We start from the raw sequence: 17,322 nt of genomic DNA on the forward strand, positions 1-17,322 counted from the left end.
AGAAAACGAATGATCTACGGATCATTCAAACTTTATTTAATCAGCAAACTAGGTCTTTGTATCTATACGAATGACGTTATCGGTTTAGCTGTCTCTCTTACCCAACTTGTTGATCGTTCACTAAAGAAACGAATCACGCATTAGCAGGGACATCCTTTACGGTTGTCCGCCAGCGTCGATTACAAACTCTTTGGTGGTTATTGCGGGCAGGATCACCTCTTACCATTCCGAACAGAGAAGTTAAGCTGCCCAGCGCCGATGGTACTTGGACTTGATCCCGGGAGAGTAGGTCACCGCCAATTTTTTGAAAGCCTCATCGCAACCTTGCGATGGGGCTTTCTCCATTTGGGGCAAGTTGTCCAGTTGTCCAGTTATCATGACAACCGTCAACTTGACAACCCGACAACCAAGATTAACCCACCAAAACCAGCCCCCAACACATCTAAATGGCAGATTATCACGTTTTAAGAACAGTCCCCTCGTCTAATCTCCGCCTACATCCATCGAATGATGGTTGAGATAAAAGCGAGGAAACCTTACCTTAAGACCAAATTATCATCCTATGCTGATCATTGTTGCCCTCTTACTTTCTCTTTGGTTTTGGCGCCGTAACCTCAAAGACGCCGGAATCTGGATGATCGCTACTTACGCTGGTATGGCCTTCATCGCTTGGTCGGATTACAGCAGTGTTTCCGCCGCCGGTGGTGTCCTGAATGAGGCACTGCCCAGGATTGTTCGCGACTTCTTGCTGCTTGGTATGGTCGGTTTTGTTCAAAGTCTGGCCGTTAACAAGCGGATGCCGATCTGGATGGCAATCGCACTTACGTTGGTCATTTTCGCGCTTGCACATTTTCTGGAATTCGAAAAGCCTCAGTACCCGTCTTCTGCTAACGGAGCGAACGACGCTACCTCTAGCATCAAATATGATCCGAATGGGGAATTTCTGGTGGAAGTAAACGACGCGCACCAGAGCATCACCTTCGCGGACGAGGCTCGTCAACGAGGTTGGTCTATTTCTCCTGCCTTTTACCCGGCCGCAGCCGATCGTACCCAACTTGACAATTACTACGTAGTGGATGTATCTGATGTGGCTGACGCTGCATCGGAGCTCTCCAGGATGTCTACAGTAGAATATTTTGAGCCCAACGAAATCATTGAAGTGGAACCCTTCATCAGCGGCGAAGCCGGAAGCCTGAAACGCAACCCATCTCTCAGCATCAACGACCCTAACACGGACCAGCAATGGGCCATGGAGGTGATGCAAATGGAAGCCTACTACCGCTTACTTGCCAGTCAGACGCCAGTGAAGAAGGCCAGGATTGCCATTCTCGATACGGGCGTTGATGGAAACCATGAGGACATTCAGGGTAATTACTTCTCTGTCGACAAGAAATACGACAACGACCCCATGGGCCATGGTACCCACTGTGCCGGTATCGCTGCCGGAGTAACCAACAACAACATCGGTATTGGTAGTCTCGCCGGAACAGGGAAAAAACCGTTTGTGGAGGTAACCAGTATCAAAGTACTCAGTGCCGGTGGTATGGGGACACAAAAGACCATCATTGCCGGAATCATTGAAGCCGCTGATGAAGGAGCAGATGTTATTTCCCTATCTCTGGGTGGTCCTAGCAATTCCAGTCGACAGAAGGCCTACAGCCAGGCAGTAAAGTACGCGCACGACCAGGGCGCCATTGTCGTTTCGGCCGCTGGCAACAGTAACCGTGATGCTAAAGATTACGCTCCTGCTAATGCTACGGGGATGATTACCGTCTCTGCCGTAGACCAGGACCTGAAGCGTGCGGTATTCACCAACACCGTGAACAACGTTAAGCAAGGCATCGCCGCTCCCGGTGTAGGCATCTTCAGTACTACTCCCGACAACAACTACAAGATCTTTAGCGGAACAAGCATGGCTTGTCCGTTCGTTGCCGGACTAATCGGTGTCATGCGCTCCGTAAATCCAGACCTGTCAGCAAAGGAAGCTTATAAGATCCTTAATCAAACTGGAATGGATGTGGCCGATACTAAGACGATCGGTCGGGTGGTGCAGCCGGAGGCTGCCCTGCGGGCTGCCCTGAAGTAGGTTCCTAAAAGTCAAAACGGTGACAGCAAACCAGTAGCGCCGGGGTATAGAGAGTTTTGTACCTTGTCGGCTTATGGATTTACAACTAAAGAAACGAACCTTCTGCGTTGGTGGTGCCACCAGCGGACTGGGCCGTGCCGTAGCCGAACGCCTGTTGGCTGAAGGCGCGCAGGTGATCGGAGTAGCTCGAGGCCGGGATGAACTTGATGCGATGGCCGTCGAATTCGGTAAAGCTTTTACGCCTTACGCCGCCGACCTCACCGACGGTACCGCCATCAGGATACTCAGTGAATACCTGCTTGAAAAAAAGATTGACGGCTGTGTCCTCAACGCCGGTGGCCCGCGGACGGGTAGGGTAGAGGAACTGGACATGGAAGACTGGGACCAGGCTTACCACGGTACCCTACGCTGGAAAATCCAATTAACCAATGCGCTTTTGCCAATGCTGAGAGCTAACGGCGCCGGTCGGTTACTATTCCTCGAGAGCGTATCCATCAAGCAGCCTATCGATAATCTGGTACTGAGTAATGCTATGCGCGCTGCGGTAGCGGGCTTCGTCAAAACGCTGAGCCGCGAGATCGGAGCTGATGGCCTGACCGTGAATATCCTCGCGCCGGGCTATCACGCTACCCCACGCATCACCACGGTACTGGAGAAATCTTCGGAAATACAGGGCATTAGCCTGGAGGAAACCGAAGCTGGTTTTACGGCGGAAACAGCGGTGAAAAAACTGGGTGATCCTGCAGATTTTGCGGGCATGGCGGCATTCCTGATGTCTCCGATGGCACGTTACATCACTGGGCAGACGGTCACCGTTGACGGCGGCCTGGTCAGACACATTACTGGATAATGAGCTATTTCGTAAACAAAGAACAAGACCTTCCCCTCCAGGAAGTTTTTCCCGGAATCCAGGGGAGGTTGATTCACACCAAACTGACCACCGTTGCTGATTTCAGCATCGCCGCCGGCACCGTATTACCGACGCACCACCATCCGCACGAACAGACCTCCACCATTCTTTCCGGACAGTTCCTGTTCGTGGTCGGAGCGGAAGAACGCCTGCTGCAGGCCGGAGAAGTGGCCGTTATCCCGGGCAACGTACCGCACAGCGGCACAGCCCTGACCGACTGCCGGATCATTGATGTTTTTTCACCCGTACGGGAAGATTACCGAATTTGATATGACCATTCAGGCACTGGGGGAAATACCCGAAACACTGTATTTGGCGAGGGATATGAGAATTATTCTTTGGCCCGAAGATCAAATGGGGCATCTTTCCGGTATTGATGCGGCTTTGTTTTTTTCGGGCGCGGACGCAGGTGCCAGGGAATTGTTGATTCGCAGTGGCCGACCTGCCATCGACTTTACCACCGAACCTTTTGATCCCGACCTGCTGTACACGGATTACCTGACGCGCCTGCGGGCGGCACCCCGGACCAATTACCAACCCATCGACTGCAATTTCTACGATAACTTCGAAGCTGCCATCGTGACCCGACGGGCAGTCAAACTGGTGTATCTGGACCCTTTCGGGAAAGAGATTACTGCAGCTACCAGGCTAAAGGACCTGAAAACGAAACAAACGGAAGAATACGTCCAACTGGAATCCGGCGAATGGCTGCGGTTGGACCGTATTGTTCGTGTGGATGGGGAGGCGGCGGGGGCATCCTGTCGGTTTTAGCTGTTGAGATTATCTCTCACTCCACCAGTATTTCATCCACAAACAGCCAACACGGTTCACCCGGTGCGGGGTGCCAGGCTGGGTTTACGTTTTGGCTCTTGATGTCGATTCGAATATAGCGTGCCAGGGTTGGCTCAGATCGAAGCAAGTGGTTGTGTACCCTAACGTCGGTAGGGCCATCGGCAACAGGTATCTGCTTATCCTGAAACGGCACGTAACGTCTGCCATCTTTAGAAACGGAAATTTTGATGGACCTGGGAAGGTGGATGTAGGCGTTATGATCTGCAAGCGTGCCGAGCGTTACAACACTTATCTCTTCCTCTTGCCCGAGGTCTGCGGTAAGGGTTAAATCATCACCCAGGTAGCCTAGCCAGCGACCGTCGCCAAAGCTGCTGCCGCCTTTCCTGAGGTCCTTTAAGGTAACAACGCCCTGAGCGGTATAATTTTCGTGAGGTTCGACGCTGGCGCGTAAGCGGTCGATGGAGAAGCGTGACTTGATGAAAGTACTTGAGATGGGCTCGCTGTCTTTCCATCCGGGCATTGACAAGATCGCCTTTACCTCAGTGGTGGCAAATAGGTAGAAGGGCTCAGTATATTCGGGAGAGTTTTCGTTCGGTATGATTCCATCTGTGGTGTACTTGATCGTTGCTTTACTGGCTTTAGTGTCGAGCTCAACCAGTAAGGAGTCGGTAAAGAGATCTTGCTCAGCCACGATGACTGGAGGCACTAACCGGGACTCCCCAAATTGAGCAAAGTCAACCCCGCCAATTATCTCAAATTGAGGGTAGTCAGCTCGCCATTTCTCAAGCCCGGCATTTGCCAGCGGTGTCTCCCACAGGTAGACTTTTTTCAGACCTTCCAGCTTATTTAATAGTTGTAGTACGGTGCTGTCAACCCGTGTGCCGTAAAGGTTAAGGCTTCTTAAGGAAGGTAATTCTTTCAGTCGGGCAATACCTTCACTGCTGATATGACAATTACTCAGATTTATGGTGTTTACATGCTCAAAACGACTGAAGACTTCAAGGTCCTTATCCGCTATGGAGGAATTCGAAACATCAATAGACTTGATGGTCGGAGCAATCTTGCGTAAATTTTTCAGGTGCTCAGGATTAAAACTTGCGGCATTTCGCAGACGCACCGTTACCCATGAATCGTCCAGAGATTGTAAGGAAGCGATTATTCCATATTGTTCCAGGTTCACCAATTGTTGGGCAGCAGGCCTCTCTGGTTGGGGATGCTGTGCTGCTTGCAAGGCTTCCAGATAGTCGTCTATCTCGGCAGTGGTTTTCAGGTCTTTTACCTGGTGGTCATAGTCCCTCATGTTTTCAATCCACCAGGCCAGGAAATTACGCTCTTCGTTGGTCAGCTGTAGCTTTCCACTTGGCGGCATGTGCAACTCGTCCTCTTTTGGCAAGAATACCCGGTTAATGAGCGGACTTTCGGTAAGCGAACCAGGGAGTAAGATTGCTCCGTTTTCGCCGCCTGCCTGCCAGCCTGCCAGGGTGTGCAACAGTAATTCTCCCTTCAGCTTTTGTGGGTTATGGCAACTCACGCACTTACGATCAACAATGGGTTTGACCAAATCATTAAAAAGGTGTGCTTCTTCTATGTTCTCGGGAAGTACTACGGTTTTTACCGCAGAGGGTACAGTTAGAAACCCCTCTCCGTGAGTAAGTGATCCGCCATAATGACCCGTAAGGGTGAGCAATAGAATAAACGCAGTGAAAAGTCCGCCAAATAGCTTTTGATCGGAGCCGGTACGATAGGCCCAGAGTAGAAGTACCGCGCCTACTGCGGAGCCAATGCCCAAATACTTGTGCCAATTCAGCAAGCTTTCGTCGTAACCACCATCACTGGCTAGTATCCATCCCGAAACAGCGGATGCGATGGCACTTAGTGCACCAATACTTAATGCGAAGGTGAAATCTGTCTTATCCGTTCTTTTGCTAAAAAAGTATTCGAAGCTCCAATGTGTAAAAGCATAGACTAGCACCCCAATCGGGAGGTGTAATAGCAAAGGATGGAAACGGCCTATCAACTCTATCATTATACGCTGCTGTAGTTTTATTGGTCAACTATATATACAGATCTCTATCTCATGAGGTGGTTTTGCGTTCGCGAAGCGAATGTGGCTTTCTCCCATCGCCGCCAGTAAGGGCGAACCCTTGCGGTCGCCCGTACTCCGTACTGCACGCCCTGCACACCCGTACTCCACGCCCTGCACGCCCGTATTATCTCCAGGAACCAGGTCTACCATAGCTTATGATAAAATATCATGGATTACATCTCCGCTAACGTCCGTCAGCCGGAAACGCCGGCCCTGGTATTTGTAGGTAAATTTCTCATGGTTAATACCCAGTTGGTGCAGCAGCGTTGCCTGAAAGTCATGAACATGGACGGGGTTTTCTACGATGTTGTACCCGAACTCGTCAGTTTTTCCGTAGGTAATCCCCGGCTTCACGCCTCCGCCGGCCATCCAGATGGAAAAGCAGCGCGGGTGGTGGTCACGACCATAATTGGTATCCGTCAAAAGGCCTTGGGAGTAATTGGTACGGCCAAATTCACCGCCCCAAACAACCAGCGTCTCCTCCAGCATACCTCGTTGCTTCAGGTCCATGATCAAGGCCGCTGATGCCTGATCAACGTCTTTCGCCTGATTAGCGATGGCGCCAGGCAAGTTGTCGTGCTGGTCCCACCCCATGTGATAAAGCTGGATGAAACGAACCCCTTTTTCGGCAAGTCTTCTGGCGAGTAGTGCGTTGGCCGAAAAAGTGCCGGGCTGCATCGATTCTGCTCCGTACATCCGGTAAATATGATCTGGTTCTCCGGAGGTATCCATTATTTCCGGGACGGACGACTGCATCCTGTACGCCATCTCGTATTGTGAAATACGGCTGGAGATTTCGGGGTCGCCAAACTCCTCCATGTGCTTTTGATTCAGGTCGGCGACCAAGTCAATCATCTTCCTGCGCGACTGACGGTTCATGCCCTTCGGGTCCTGCAAAAACAGAACGGGGTCTTTGGCCGAACGAAACTGAACCCCCTGATGCAGGGAGTGCAAAAAGCCATTACCCCACAACCTGCTGTACAACGGTTGGCCAAATTTTCGCCCGGTTCCTCTGGAAAGCAATACCGTAAAAGTGGGCAGGTTCTCATTCATACTGCCTAATCCGTAACTAAGCCAGGATCCAATGCAGGGCCGACCTGGTTGCTGCGACCCGGTTTGGAAAAAGGTAATGGCCGGATCGTGGTTTATCGCATCGGTGTGCATGGATTTAATGATGCAAATATCGTCTGCTACTTTTGAGGTATAGGGCAATAGTTCGCTCAATTCGGAACCACTCTGCCCGTGCTTTTTAAAGGCAAATTGAGAACCTACTAATGGGAAGGCATCCTGGCCGGAAGTCATCCCCGTAAGGCGCTGTCCTCTTCGTATGCTTTCAGGTAAGTCCTCTCCACGCAGCTTATTGAGCAAAGGCTTGTGATCAAATAGCTCAAATTGTGAAGGTCCTCCACTCTGGAATAAATAGATGACACGCTTTGCTTTGGGCGCGAAGTGTAATTTCCCTTCCGAAAGAATACCGTTCAGACTATTGGCAATTTGCTCCTCAGGCATACCACCTCCTCCAAGGCCACATCCAAGTAGACTCGTTAGTGCTGCCCCTCCAATTCCGAGGGCTGATTTGGAGAGGAATGCCCTCCGGTTCATATTGTACTGCCGGTCTTTTATCTCCTTATGCATCCTATGATCTGCTTATTGATTCATCTAAATTATAAATAGCGGTAGCCAGCATCGCATAAGCGGCTAGTTCCGGAGCTGGCAAGAGGTCCTTTTGTGCTGAGTCGCCGATCGCTAAAAAGGTGTTGGCGTTTTCCGGGAGTAATTCAAATTCCTGCTTCTCTTCTTCAAAGTAAGCCGCCAACGCTGCAATTTGCTCCGCCCCCGGCTGCCTGCTGGTCGCCGCTTTATACATGAAGTTGATCCTGTTTTCCAGACCATCCTGAGCCTCAATGGCCCGGTAGGCCAAGTTGCGGGCACCTTCGATTACCTGTGGGCTATTCATCATCACCAAAGCCTGCAACGGGGTCGAAGTCGTCTCCCGGCTTACCATGCAGAAGTCACGGGTAACTGCGTCAAAAGTCATCATGTCCGGCGGGGGCACCGTTCTTTTCCAAAAAGTGTAGAGGCTTCTGCGGTATTGTTTTTCGCCTTTGTCTATTTCATACCCAAAGGAGCTTCCACCACCACCGCCAACGACTTCTTGCCACAGCCCTGCTGGCTGATATGGCTTTACACTGGGGCCGCCAATCGTCGGCACCAGTAATCCGCTGGACGCAAGAATATGGTCCCGGATCTTTTCGGCTGATAGCCTGCTTCTGGTCCCGCGTGCGTACAGATTATTTTCCGGGTCGCTTTCAATCTGCGCTTTAGTGGAGATCGAACTTTGTTGATAGGTGGAGGATAACAGGATGTACTTCAGGATACTTTTCATATCCCAGCCATTCTCCATAAACTTATAAGCCAGGTGGTCCAACAACTCAGGGTGAGAGGGTAGGGCACCTTGGGCACCAAAGTCATCGGGTGTGCGCACCAGGCCCCTGTTAAAGCACATCATCCAGAGCCGGTTGACCATGACCCTGGAGGTCATGGGGTTGTCCTTATTAAACAACCATTCAGCCAACCCCTTACGGTTTTTCTCGTAACCATCAAAGCTGAGTACGGCCACTGGTGTGGAAGGGAATACTTCTTGTTTGGGATTATCGTAAGCTCCTCTCCCCAGTACGAAAGTTTGCCTCGGGGTTTTCATCTCCTCCATCACCATCAGCTCAATCTGCTCTACGGTATCCAGGTTCTGAATAAAGGTGGCTTTTGCTTCAATATTTTCAGTTGTCAGTGTGATGAACGGGCTAGGGGTTTCACTGTACCCTATCAATCCTTTTTCAGGAACATTATTAAAAAAGGAATACAGGCTGTAGTAGTCCTCTTGCGAAATGGGATCATATTTATGGTCATGGCATTTGGCACATTCTACGGACAGGCCTAAAAAAGCTTTGCCGAAGGTCATGGTCCGATCCGACACATATTCTACCCGGTATTCTTCGGGAATTACGCCACCCTCCTGGGTTATTTTGTGGTTGCGGTTAAAGCCCGTCGCAATTACCTGCTCCAGACTGGCATCCGGCAATAAGTCTCCGGCCAACTGCCAAATGACGAATTGGTCGTAAGGCATATTGTTTTTAAAAGCGTGAAGCACCCAATCGCGCCAGGGCCACATCACCCGTTCCAGATCATCCTGATAGCCGTGGGTATCTGCGTAGCGGGCAACGTCCATCCAGAAGGCCGTCATGTTTTCGGCGTAGGCCGGGCTATTCAAATATTGGTCAACTATCTTTTCGTAAGCGTCCTTATCGGTGTCGTTGATGAATGCATCAATCTCCTCGGGTGTTGGTGGCAAGCCCCGTACATCAAAAGAAAGCCTCCGAATCAAGAGCTCTTTTTGGGCGCTTTCCGAAGGTTGTTTTCCGGCAGCTTCAATTTTGGCTAATATGAATTTGTCGATGCCATTGCTGACAAACGCTTCCTGCTCCACCGTCGGTAACTCCGGGTTGCTAATGGGCTGAAAAGACCAATGGTCTTCATACTCAGCGCCCTGTTCTATCCATTTTTTCAGTACCGCCCGCTCATAGTCATTGAGCGTCAGGTTCGATTCCGGAGGTGGCATCATAGTTGCCTCGTCCTTTGAAGTTATTCGCTCTACCAGTGTGCTTGCTTCCGGATTACCCGGAACTATAGCATGGTGATCCAGCTTGTCTCCCAGTGCTACTAAAGCGGCAGCGGCATTACTGAGCGATAACCCTGCTTCAATTTTAGTCTTGTCCGGACCGTGACAGGCATAGCAGCGGTCGGAAAGTATGGGCTTTACGTGGTAGTTGAAGGAAATCTGATCCGGTAGCGACTTATTCGTACCGGTGCTTTGATTTGAAAAGTCTACAACGGTATTTTCTTCGGTGTTACAGCTTGTTAGTAAACCGGCTAACCAAATGGTGGCAACACAGGAGCAGAGAACTAGTATTTTTTTGGTCATGGATGGGCTTCCGTAAATATCTCATCAATATAAATCAGTACGGCTAATATACGGCAGCCTTTTGCTTTGGTTATGGTGTTAATTAACGGTTGGTCTTTTTGGGGATAGATTTTTGGGCGGGGCCGCAGGTGCGCGGGAAGGACGAAGGAGCAAAGAGGGGAAGTGGTGAATTATCGGATGCTTCATTGCTTTCCAAACCCTTTTCCTGCACCTGCGTCCGCGCCTGATTTGGTTTATTGGTATTATTAGTCTGCTGGTCCTATTGGCCCGCACTAACAGACCAATAACACCAACCTACGGCGTCCTAACCCGTGTAGTCTCCTGAATCCAACACTCCACCTTAAACGAATCGCCTTCCTTGATTCCCCGCTGGAAGATGTCGGACTTAGAGGGCATGTACTGCGTGTACCGGTTAATCAGAGTATTTGCCTTGCCGGTCAAATCCGGCTGAATCCGCTTGGCCTGCTGCCACTTATCAATGGCTGGCCAGGTGACGATCTGTGAATCAAAGCCGGTGCCTGGTCCGCAAAGCGGACCCGAGCTCGCGTAGAGCGTGCCAATAAGCATATAAGGCTCACCGGTGTTAGGATCTGCATCGGCAGCCTTGCGGGCGTAGCTGCGGGCCTGACCGAAATTACGCTTGTGACTGTAGTAGACCTTGGCGGCGTAGAGGTAGTAGCGTCCCTTTTTCTCCGCATCATCCGTTTCGTTGGCGGCGGCTTCGAATTTTTCTATGGCACAGTTGTAGTCGCTGCTTTCGAGGCAGTTGAAGGCCTCTTTGAGGGTAGAAGGACCGCTGTTGACGACTACCCGACAATTTGTTTCGTAGGCGGCCTTGAGTTCGTCAAACTCCGGTGTGCCTTCAGCACACTTGCCGTAGCGCAGTCGGCTGTAGGCGGTGCGGATGGCATCGCAGTCCGTCGGGTTCTCTTTATAATCACCGTAGTACTGGTCAATATAGTACTGGCAGTCGTAAAAGTCCTCCACCGTTTCAAAGTACCGGAGGGTTTCGGGGGCGTAGGCATTGATGGTGTTCCAGGCGGTACATTCGGAGGCTTTGCACTCCGCCAACCCTTTGGCGAGACGGGCCTTCAGCGCGTCAACGACCATTTTGGCTTCCTCAACGTCGATCTTCCCGTCCCGGTGTTGCTCTACCACCAGTTTGGACATCGGATTAATGATGAAATAATTGAGTTTTTCGGCACCGTCGATCTCGATACTTTCCTTGAAAAGGGCGTAGATCTCGTCGTCGGTAGCGGAGCCGGGGTAGGTGTAGTAACTGTCAAAACCCTGGATGGCAGCCATGTAGCCGTTGCCGGGGTAACACCGGCGAGCTTCCTGATAGAGCATTAAGATGGTATCGCCATAAGCTTCCTTTCTTTCCGGGAAATCCTTAGCTAACTGCGTGTAGAATACGACCCCGTCGGAATAGACGGTCGGTCGCTTACCATCGGCGGCCGGGCTGACGGCATAAACTTTTCGCCAGTATTTCATGGCCCCCTTCATGTCCTTACCCTTCAGCCGCTGGCGGTAGATTACGTAGCTGTCGGTCACATCGTCCGGATTAGGGGCGTCGGAGAATTTTTTACAAGGGCTCAGGTTGTCGTCAGCGGTCGGTTTGGGTGTCGTAGTCGTTGGCGGGGGAGTTGCCGTAGTCGCCGGCCCGGCAGCCTTGGGCGTACAGGCGAAAAAACAGAGGAGAATCAGGTATCCAAGTAGGTGGAAAGGGGAGATGCGTAGGTTCATATCAGTCGTAAAGTTGGTTATCGGTAGTATAAAGATGCTAAAGCCTTTTGATGTAGGCGTACCAGTGGAGCAAAATCGTATTATTTTTGCGACTCAATAGCCCCAAAATGAAAAAACATAACTTTTTCGCCGGTCCGGCGATCCTCCCCGCTTCCGTTTTGAAAGAAGCTGCTGCGGCAGTTACTGACTTCGCCGGTATGGGCTTGTCCATCCTGGAAATCAGCCACCGGTCTCCTGAATTCGTCGCAGTACTGGACGAAGCAGAAGCCCTCGTCCGTGAGTTACTGGAAGTTTCTGATGACTACGGCGTCCTCTTCCTTCCCGGTGGTGCCAGCAGCGAGTTTTACCTCACCGCCATGAACCTGCTTAACGAAGACGAAACGGCTGGTTACATCGATACCGGAGCTTGGTCGGCCAAGGCCATCAAGGAAGCCAAGAACTTCGGCCACGTCAACGTTCTGGCTAGTAGCAAAGAGGCCAACTACAACTACATACCTTCTGGGTACGATATTCCCGCTGGCCTGCGCTACGTTCACTTAACGAGTAACAATACCATTTTCGGTACACAGTTCCAGGAATTTCCGGAAACAGATGCTCCGCTGGTTGCTGACATGTCTTCTGATATCTTCAGCCGCCCGCTGCCCCTGGAACGCTTTGGCGTCATTTACGCTGGTGCGCAGAAGAATATGGGCCCGGCCGGTGTTGCCCTGGTGATCGTCCGCAAAGATCTGCTCGGCCATGTGAAGCGCGCACTTCCTTCTATGCTGGATTATCGCGTGCACATCAAAGGCCAGTCCAGCTTTAATACGCCGCCAGTTTATCCCATTTACGTCAGCATGCTGACCCTGCGTTGGGTTAAGGAGCACGGTGGGGTTGCCGCCATGCAAAAGAAAAACGAAGACAAGGCGAAGCTGCTCTACGACGAGATCGACCGTAACCCTAAGTTCCGTACCACCGTTGAAGATCCGGCCAGCCGCAGCCTGATGAACGTTTGTTTCGTGCCGACCGATGAGGCAGACACGAAGCCTTTCCTGGAGGCTGCCGAAGCCGCAGGCTGCGTCGGCATCAAAGGTCACCGCTCAGTGGGCGGTTTCCGGGCCAGTATCTACAATTCTATGCCGAAGGAAAGTGTGCAGGTATTGGTGGATGTTATGAAGGCGTTTTAATTCGCTTCGCGAATGTTGCAGGTTCGCTTCGCTCATGTTGCAGTTGTTGCAGGGGGGGCAGGTGCGCAGGTCGCAATAGGAAAGAGCCTTTTTCTCTCTCACGGTAGTTCTCTGTGCTCCCTTATTGACCGTTCTGTGCAGCTCTCTGTGGAAACCGAATTACAGTGTAGCAGTTCCGACATAAATACTGTGGGGCCGGCCTGCCCTTCTTTGCTTGCTCCTTTTAGCCCATCCTTGTACCTGCGTCCCCGCCGTCAAGACTGCCGAACATGAACTACTTGACTACCGACTATTTGACTAATAAGGCGGGATCGCAGGTGCAAAAAAAGGTAACGTGCAACCTTTTGCCCAGTTGCCTCGTCTATAATATAGAACCTGACACCACCGTCTTCGTCGATGAAATAAAGACGTTAGTCTACAATCACCCGATTGGGGTATTAAAGGTTTCTTAAATACCTGCGTAAACCTTAACTTGTTAACAAATTGAAAACCCAACATAAAATGTCTTTCCGTAAAGCAAAATGGTCTTCCTTAATCTTCGTATTCCTACTCACGCTAAGTGGCTTGAGTTTCGGGTTTTTGGTAGGTCGTAGCCAGCAGGCACGCGCTGACCAGGCAACGGAGCAATTTCAGCTAATGGGCGAGCAGGTTAAAGCCGGCGGAGCCGTATTGACTAAAAGTGCGGATGTGTTCCGTCGCATGCTCGTTCGGTAAGCTGACTTAAACAAAAGCTTTTCACCATCAAGCATATAGGGCTTGTCAGGAATCAGATTTCCTGACAAGCCCTTATTTTTTTATGCCGGCTGTTGTAGTCCATCAGCGGTTCCTCATGTGGTTTTTTTAGGGGCGACCCTCGCGGCTACGGACTGCACACATCTTTACATGGCTTCCCGGCAGGGCGGATGTCGCTTCTGTTAATACTATATTAGCTTAGTCTTTAGAGAGGGCACTCAGGTTCCATATGGGGAATAGCTGGTAGTCCATTGTTTTTCGGTCGTACTCTCTATGAACGATGAACTACGAATGATTTTGTATCATCGCAGCAGCATACAGCCATTGCCGGATTTGATGCATTTGCCCTTAAAAACTACTATGACGAATTTTCTCGGCCTTCTTTGTGACCTCGATGGCACCCTCGCGGATACCGAACCCCAGCATTGTGCCGCCTGGCTGGAGATGTTGGCGGAAACACACCAGCTAAATTACGACGTTCACTGGTTCGAGCAGTGGATCGGTACCAGCGACCGTACCGTCGCTGCCTGGTTGATCGATAGGCATCAACTGTCCGTTTCTGTGGATACGTTGATCGAAGCCAAACAAATACGGTTTCATGCGCTGGTCCGTACTGCCGGCAAAGGATTCTCAGGCGTACCGGAACAACTGGCTACCATCAGCCAGCAGTTTCCCTTAGCAATTGCGACGAACAGCGGCCGTAAGGATGCCGACGTAGTCGTGCCCGCCCTTGGGCTCGACCGATTCACCAAAACCATTGTAACCGCTACTGACGTAGACCACCTCAAACCCGCGCCCGACATTTACCTCCTCGCAGCCCGGCAACTGGGCCTGCCGGCGGACCAGTGCATCGCCATCGAAGACAGTGCGCCTGGAGGGATTGCAGCTAAAGCCGCAGGTTGTTACCTGATCGGACTGAACGACGGGGTGACGGGGGCAGATGAAGTGGTGGCTGATAATGCGGAGGCGCTGGGGCGGGCACTGGCGTTGTTGCTAAAGTAACCACTAAGGCATTAAGGGCACTAAGGTCTACACTAAGGGTAAGGGTGGGGCGTTGGAGTAATCATAGGGGCATTTAGGAGAGGGTGTCCTCAATCAAGCGCCTATTGGTCACCAATACATTTTAAATATTACCAAATTTATAAACGAACCAGCGAAATGAAGAAAATTAGAATCTCCGTACTTGCGGTAGTCATAGCTTTTTTGACACTATCATTTAGCTCATTACAGGCACAAGAATTTGAGGAATTGAACAGAGATTCTATCACTTGCCTGGTTAAGCGCTATTATGATTTGAATAAGAAGATTTTTGCGAGGAATTCAACGGTGGATGATATTGACAATGTGTTCAATCTTTTCACGGATGATTTTACCTATGTCCATCCTAAATATGGTGGTACCTATACAAGAGAAACATTATACAGCGGGTACGTAAGGAACCAGGAAAATGGAGGATACGACGGCAAGGTGGTAGATGTTAAAATAATCAATATGATTGTTGGTTTAAACGCTATTGCCGTTGAAAAGAAATTTGTGGAGAAAACAAAAAATGGCCTGTTAGAAGAGGGACAACCTGAGATGACGCTGTTTGAGTTTAGAAGCAATAAGATTGCTAGAATATTTGAGTACTGGTAGCATTCAGTCTTACGACCGTTTCCTTCTCCTAATCGACCGTTTCCTTTTTAAATTAACACTTTTTGTTTGTTTTTCGTGCATGCGTAGCCGTTATTTGCAACTAATTGCATTAACAACTCCGCAAAACACATGTTCCAAAAAGCCATCCTCCATTTGGATATGGACGCCTTCTTCGCGTCTGTGGAAATCATGAAAAACAGCCAATTGATTGGTTTGCCGGTAATTGTGGGTGGGACGGGCGGCAGGGGAGTGGTCAGTTCCTGCAGTTATGAGGCCCGTCATTTCGGGATTCATGCGGGGATGCCAATGGCGGTGGCGCTCCGCCGGTGCCCGGCGGCGAAGGTGATCCGGGGGGACTACGAGGACTATGAGAGGCACTCCGCCATCGTTACGGAAATCATTGCCGAGGAAGGGCCGCTGTTTGAGAAGGCTTCGATCGATGAGTTTTACGTTGATATCTCGGGCATGGACCAATATATCGGTTGCGTCCAGTGGAGCAAGGATTTAAGGGCGCGGATTAGCCGGGAGACGGGCCTGCCGCTGTCGGCCGGGCTGGCAATCAACAAACTGGTGTCGAAAGTCCGTGCCGGAGAGGCGAAGCCAAACGGCTCGGGCTGGGTGGCTGAGGGAGCGGAGCGGGCCTTTCTTTCTCCGTTGCCGGTCCGTAAAATTCCTTCGGTTGGCCGGGAAACGGCCCGTAAACTTAGCCTCCTCGGTATCCGTAAGACGGGGACGTTGAGCCAGGTGCCCGTCAATCTGCTGGAGCGGGAGTTCGGTAAACCCGGCCGGGAGCTGCACCGGCGGGCCAACGGCATCGATCACCGACCGGTAATACCCTTTACTGATCGCAAATCGTTCTCCGCCGAGCATACCTTTCAAACGGACACCATTGATGTGGAAGCCCTCCGTCGTTGCCTCCGGGACCTGACGATGCGCCTTGGCTATGACCTCCGCCAGGCGGGAAAGCTTACGGCAGGCGTAACGGTGAAGATTCGCTACACCGATTTTAATACGTACACCAAAAGCCGGCGCATCAGGTACACTGCCCATGACCAGCAACTACTGCCCGTGGTGGACAGGTTGTTTACTGACCTGTTCTCCCGCCGGCAGTGCATCCGTCTGGTGGGTGTCCGTTTTGATCGCCTGGCGGCGGGCCACACCCAGCTGGACCTGTTTACGGATACGGAGGAAGACAGTGCCTTGTTGGGGGCCTTGGATCGGGTACGCAAGCGGTTTGGTCGAGGAAGTATCGGGCGAGGGTAGAGGAGAATTCGCTCGTCCGCGAGGGGAATCTTTGTGATACTTTCTGATCTATCGGCGGATAAGTCAGATCCTACGTCGCGCCTTGGCCGACGAGGAATCTTCCCCAGTGTGTTATATCGCTCAGGTTAGTCATCTTTGCTCTACATGAAAATTCCTGCTCTAACCATCAACCTCAGTTTCTGGGCGCACTTCCGTTTGGGGCTGGTGATTGCGGTGTGGTTGGTCGCTTTTCTGGTTTTGATCGGGCCATTTGACGGGGCAGAGCTCTCGTTAGCTATCCGTGCAAGGTTGATGCCGCCCTACGGTATGATCTTTCTCCTGGCCTATATGCCGATGGTTTGGTTACAGAATTTCCTGCACCGCCAACTGGGCTACTGGAACCTGCTAACCGAGACAATCATCGTTTTGGGAGCTTACCTGATTTGTTTGTTGCTGACCTACGCCTATTACAAATCACCGGTAATGAACGGCACCATGGACTTTGGAACATTTACTGCTTCCGTTTTTATCCCAACGGTATTGATCCTTAGCTTTATCCTACTGTTTGGCCGGTGGTTCATCAGCAGGAAGGAGTTGGCGGCCGTACCAGAGGCCTTTCCGAAATTACTCGCCTTGCGTGGGGACAATCGACATGATGTGCTCCGGCTTTTGCCGGAGCAGCTGGTTTGTGTGCTCAGCGCCCAAAACTACGCGGAGGTTTACTACTTGCTCGATGGTGAATTGAAAAAGCAGTTACTTCGTACGACGCTCACTAAACTGGACCGGGAGGTGCCTGACCTACTTCGCGTACATCGGTCTGCTCTGGTCAATCCCGCACATTTTGTGCGGTGGGAAGGTGCTACCGAAGCCGTGTTTTATACCGTGGAAGTTCCGGTCTCAAAGCAATATCGGAAGCAGTTGATGACGGCTTTGGCGAAGGAGTGATGC

General features: G+C 51.1%; 14 protein-coding genes and 1 rRNA gene. 11 read left to right on the forward strand and 4 right to left on the reverse strand.

From position 1 onward, the window contains the following. Window positions 1-189: 189 nt before the first annotated feature. The 5 genes from rrf (at window position 190) to B036_RS33350 (ending at window position 3,767) form a co-directional block, all read left to right on the forward strand. Window positions 190-302, forward strand: a 5S ribosomal RNA gene (rrf, locus tag B036_RS0126675). Between the two features lie 260 nt (window positions 303-562). Then, window positions 563-2,086, forward strand: coding sequence for a S8 family peptidase (locus B036_RS31320; RefSeq protein ID WP_020571783.1), 1,524 nt, complete (start codon window positions 563-565; stop codon window positions 2,084-2,086). Between the two features lie 73 nt (window positions 2,087-2,159). Then, window positions 2,160-2,936: an SDR family oxidoreductase gene (locus B036_RS0126685; RefSeq protein ID WP_020571784.1), complete on the forward strand. Its 777-nt coding sequence runs from the start codon at window positions 2,160-2,162 to the stop codon at window positions 2,934-2,936. Further along, a complete protein-coding gene (locus tag B036_RS0126690) occupies window positions 2,936-3,265 on the forward strand; it encodes a cupin domain-containing protein (RefSeq protein ID WP_020571785.1) in 330 nt (109 codons plus the stop codon). Before B036_RS0126685 ends, B036_RS0126690 begins: the two co-directional genes overlap by 1 nt. 1 nt (window position 3,266) lies before the next feature. Then, complete coding sequence (locus B036_RS33350; RefSeq protein WP_020571786.1) at window positions 3,267-3,767, forward strand: hypothetical protein; 501 nt, start codon at window positions 3,267-3,269, stop codon at window positions 3,765-3,767. A 16-nt stretch (window positions 3,768-3,783) separates the two neighbouring features. Here the strand turns inward: B036_RS33350 and B036_RS0126700 are convergent, their stop codons facing one another. The 4 genes from B036_RS0126700 to B036_RS0126715 all read right to left on the reverse strand — a co-directional run bounded on the left by B036_RS0126700 (window position 3,784) and on the right by B036_RS0126715 (window position 11,599). Beyond that, window positions 3,784-5,814, reverse strand: coding sequence for a chitobiase/beta-hexosaminidase C-terminal domain-containing protein (locus B036_RS0126700; RefSeq protein ID WP_026232378.1), 2,031 nt, complete (start codon window positions 5,812-5,814; stop codon window positions 3,784-3,786). A gap of 213 nt (window positions 5,815-6,027) precedes the next feature. Continuing rightward, window positions 6,028-7,509 (reverse strand): DUF1501 domain-containing protein, encoded by a 1,482-nt coding sequence (locus B036_RS0126705; RefSeq protein ID WP_026232379.1) that lies wholly within the window; start codon window positions 7,507-7,509, stop codon window positions 6,028-6,030. 1 nt (window position 7,510) lies between these two features. Beyond that, entirely contained in the window at window positions 7,511-9,853 is a 2,343-nt protein-coding gene (locus B036_RS0126710) for a PSD1 and planctomycete cytochrome C domain-containing protein (protein WP_020571789.1), read from the reverse strand. A 294-nt stretch (window positions 9,854-10,147) separates the two neighbouring features. Next, window positions 10,148-11,599, reverse strand: coding sequence for a tetratricopeptide repeat protein (locus B036_RS0126715; RefSeq protein ID WP_020571790.1), 1,452 nt, complete (start codon window positions 11,597-11,599; stop codon window positions 10,148-10,150). 107 nt (window positions 11,600-11,706) lie between these two features. Here B036_RS0126715 and serC point away from each other — a divergent pair, with 107 nt between their 5' ends. The 6 genes from serC (at window position 11,707) to B036_RS0126745 (ending at window position 17,319) form a co-directional block, all read left to right on the forward strand. Next, on the forward strand, window positions 11,707-12,765 hold the full coding sequence (gene serC, locus B036_RS0126720; protein WP_020571791.1) for a 3-phosphoserine/phosphohydroxythreonine transaminase: 1,059 nt from the start codon (window positions 11,707-11,709) through the stop codon (window positions 12,763-12,765). 501 nt (window positions 12,766-13,266) lie between these two features. Further along, the gene (locus tag B036_RS0126725; protein ID WP_020571792.1) at window positions 13,267-13,479 is read left to right on the forward strand and encodes a hypothetical protein; all 213 of its coding nucleotides are present in this window, start codon (window positions 13,267-13,269) and stop codon (window positions 13,477-13,479) included. Window positions 13,480-13,857: 378 nt separating this feature from the next. Then, window positions 13,858-14,499, forward strand: a complete 642-nt coding sequence (locus B036_RS0126730; RefSeq protein WP_020571793.1) for an HAD family hydrolase — start codon at window positions 13,858-13,860, stop codon at window positions 14,497-14,499. A 156-nt stretch (window positions 14,500-14,655) separates the two neighbouring features. Continuing rightward, window positions 14,656-15,132 carry a hypothetical protein gene (locus B036_RS0126735; RefSeq protein WP_020571794.1) on the forward strand — a complete coding sequence of 159 codons (477 nt, stop codon included), beginning with the start codon at window positions 14,656-14,658 and terminating at the stop codon, window positions 15,130-15,132. A gap of 129 nt (window positions 15,133-15,261) precedes the next feature. Continuing rightward, window positions 15,262-16,395: a DNA polymerase IV gene (gene dinB, locus B036_RS0126740; RefSeq protein WP_020571795.1), complete on the forward strand. Its 1,134-nt coding sequence runs from the start codon at window positions 15,262-15,264 to the stop codon at window positions 16,393-16,395. A gap of 144 nt (window positions 16,396-16,539) precedes the next feature. Beyond that, entirely contained in the window at window positions 16,540-17,319 is a 780-nt protein-coding gene (locus tag B036_RS0126745; RefSeq protein ID WP_020571796.1) for a LytTR family DNA-binding domain-containing protein, read from the forward strand. Window positions 17,320-17,322: the final 3 nt, after the last annotated feature.

The organism is Neolewinella persica DSM 23188 (genome assembly GCF_000373105.1).
GTDB lineage: Bacteria > Bacteroidota > Bacteroidia > Chitinophagales > Saprospiraceae > Neolewinella > Neolewinella persica.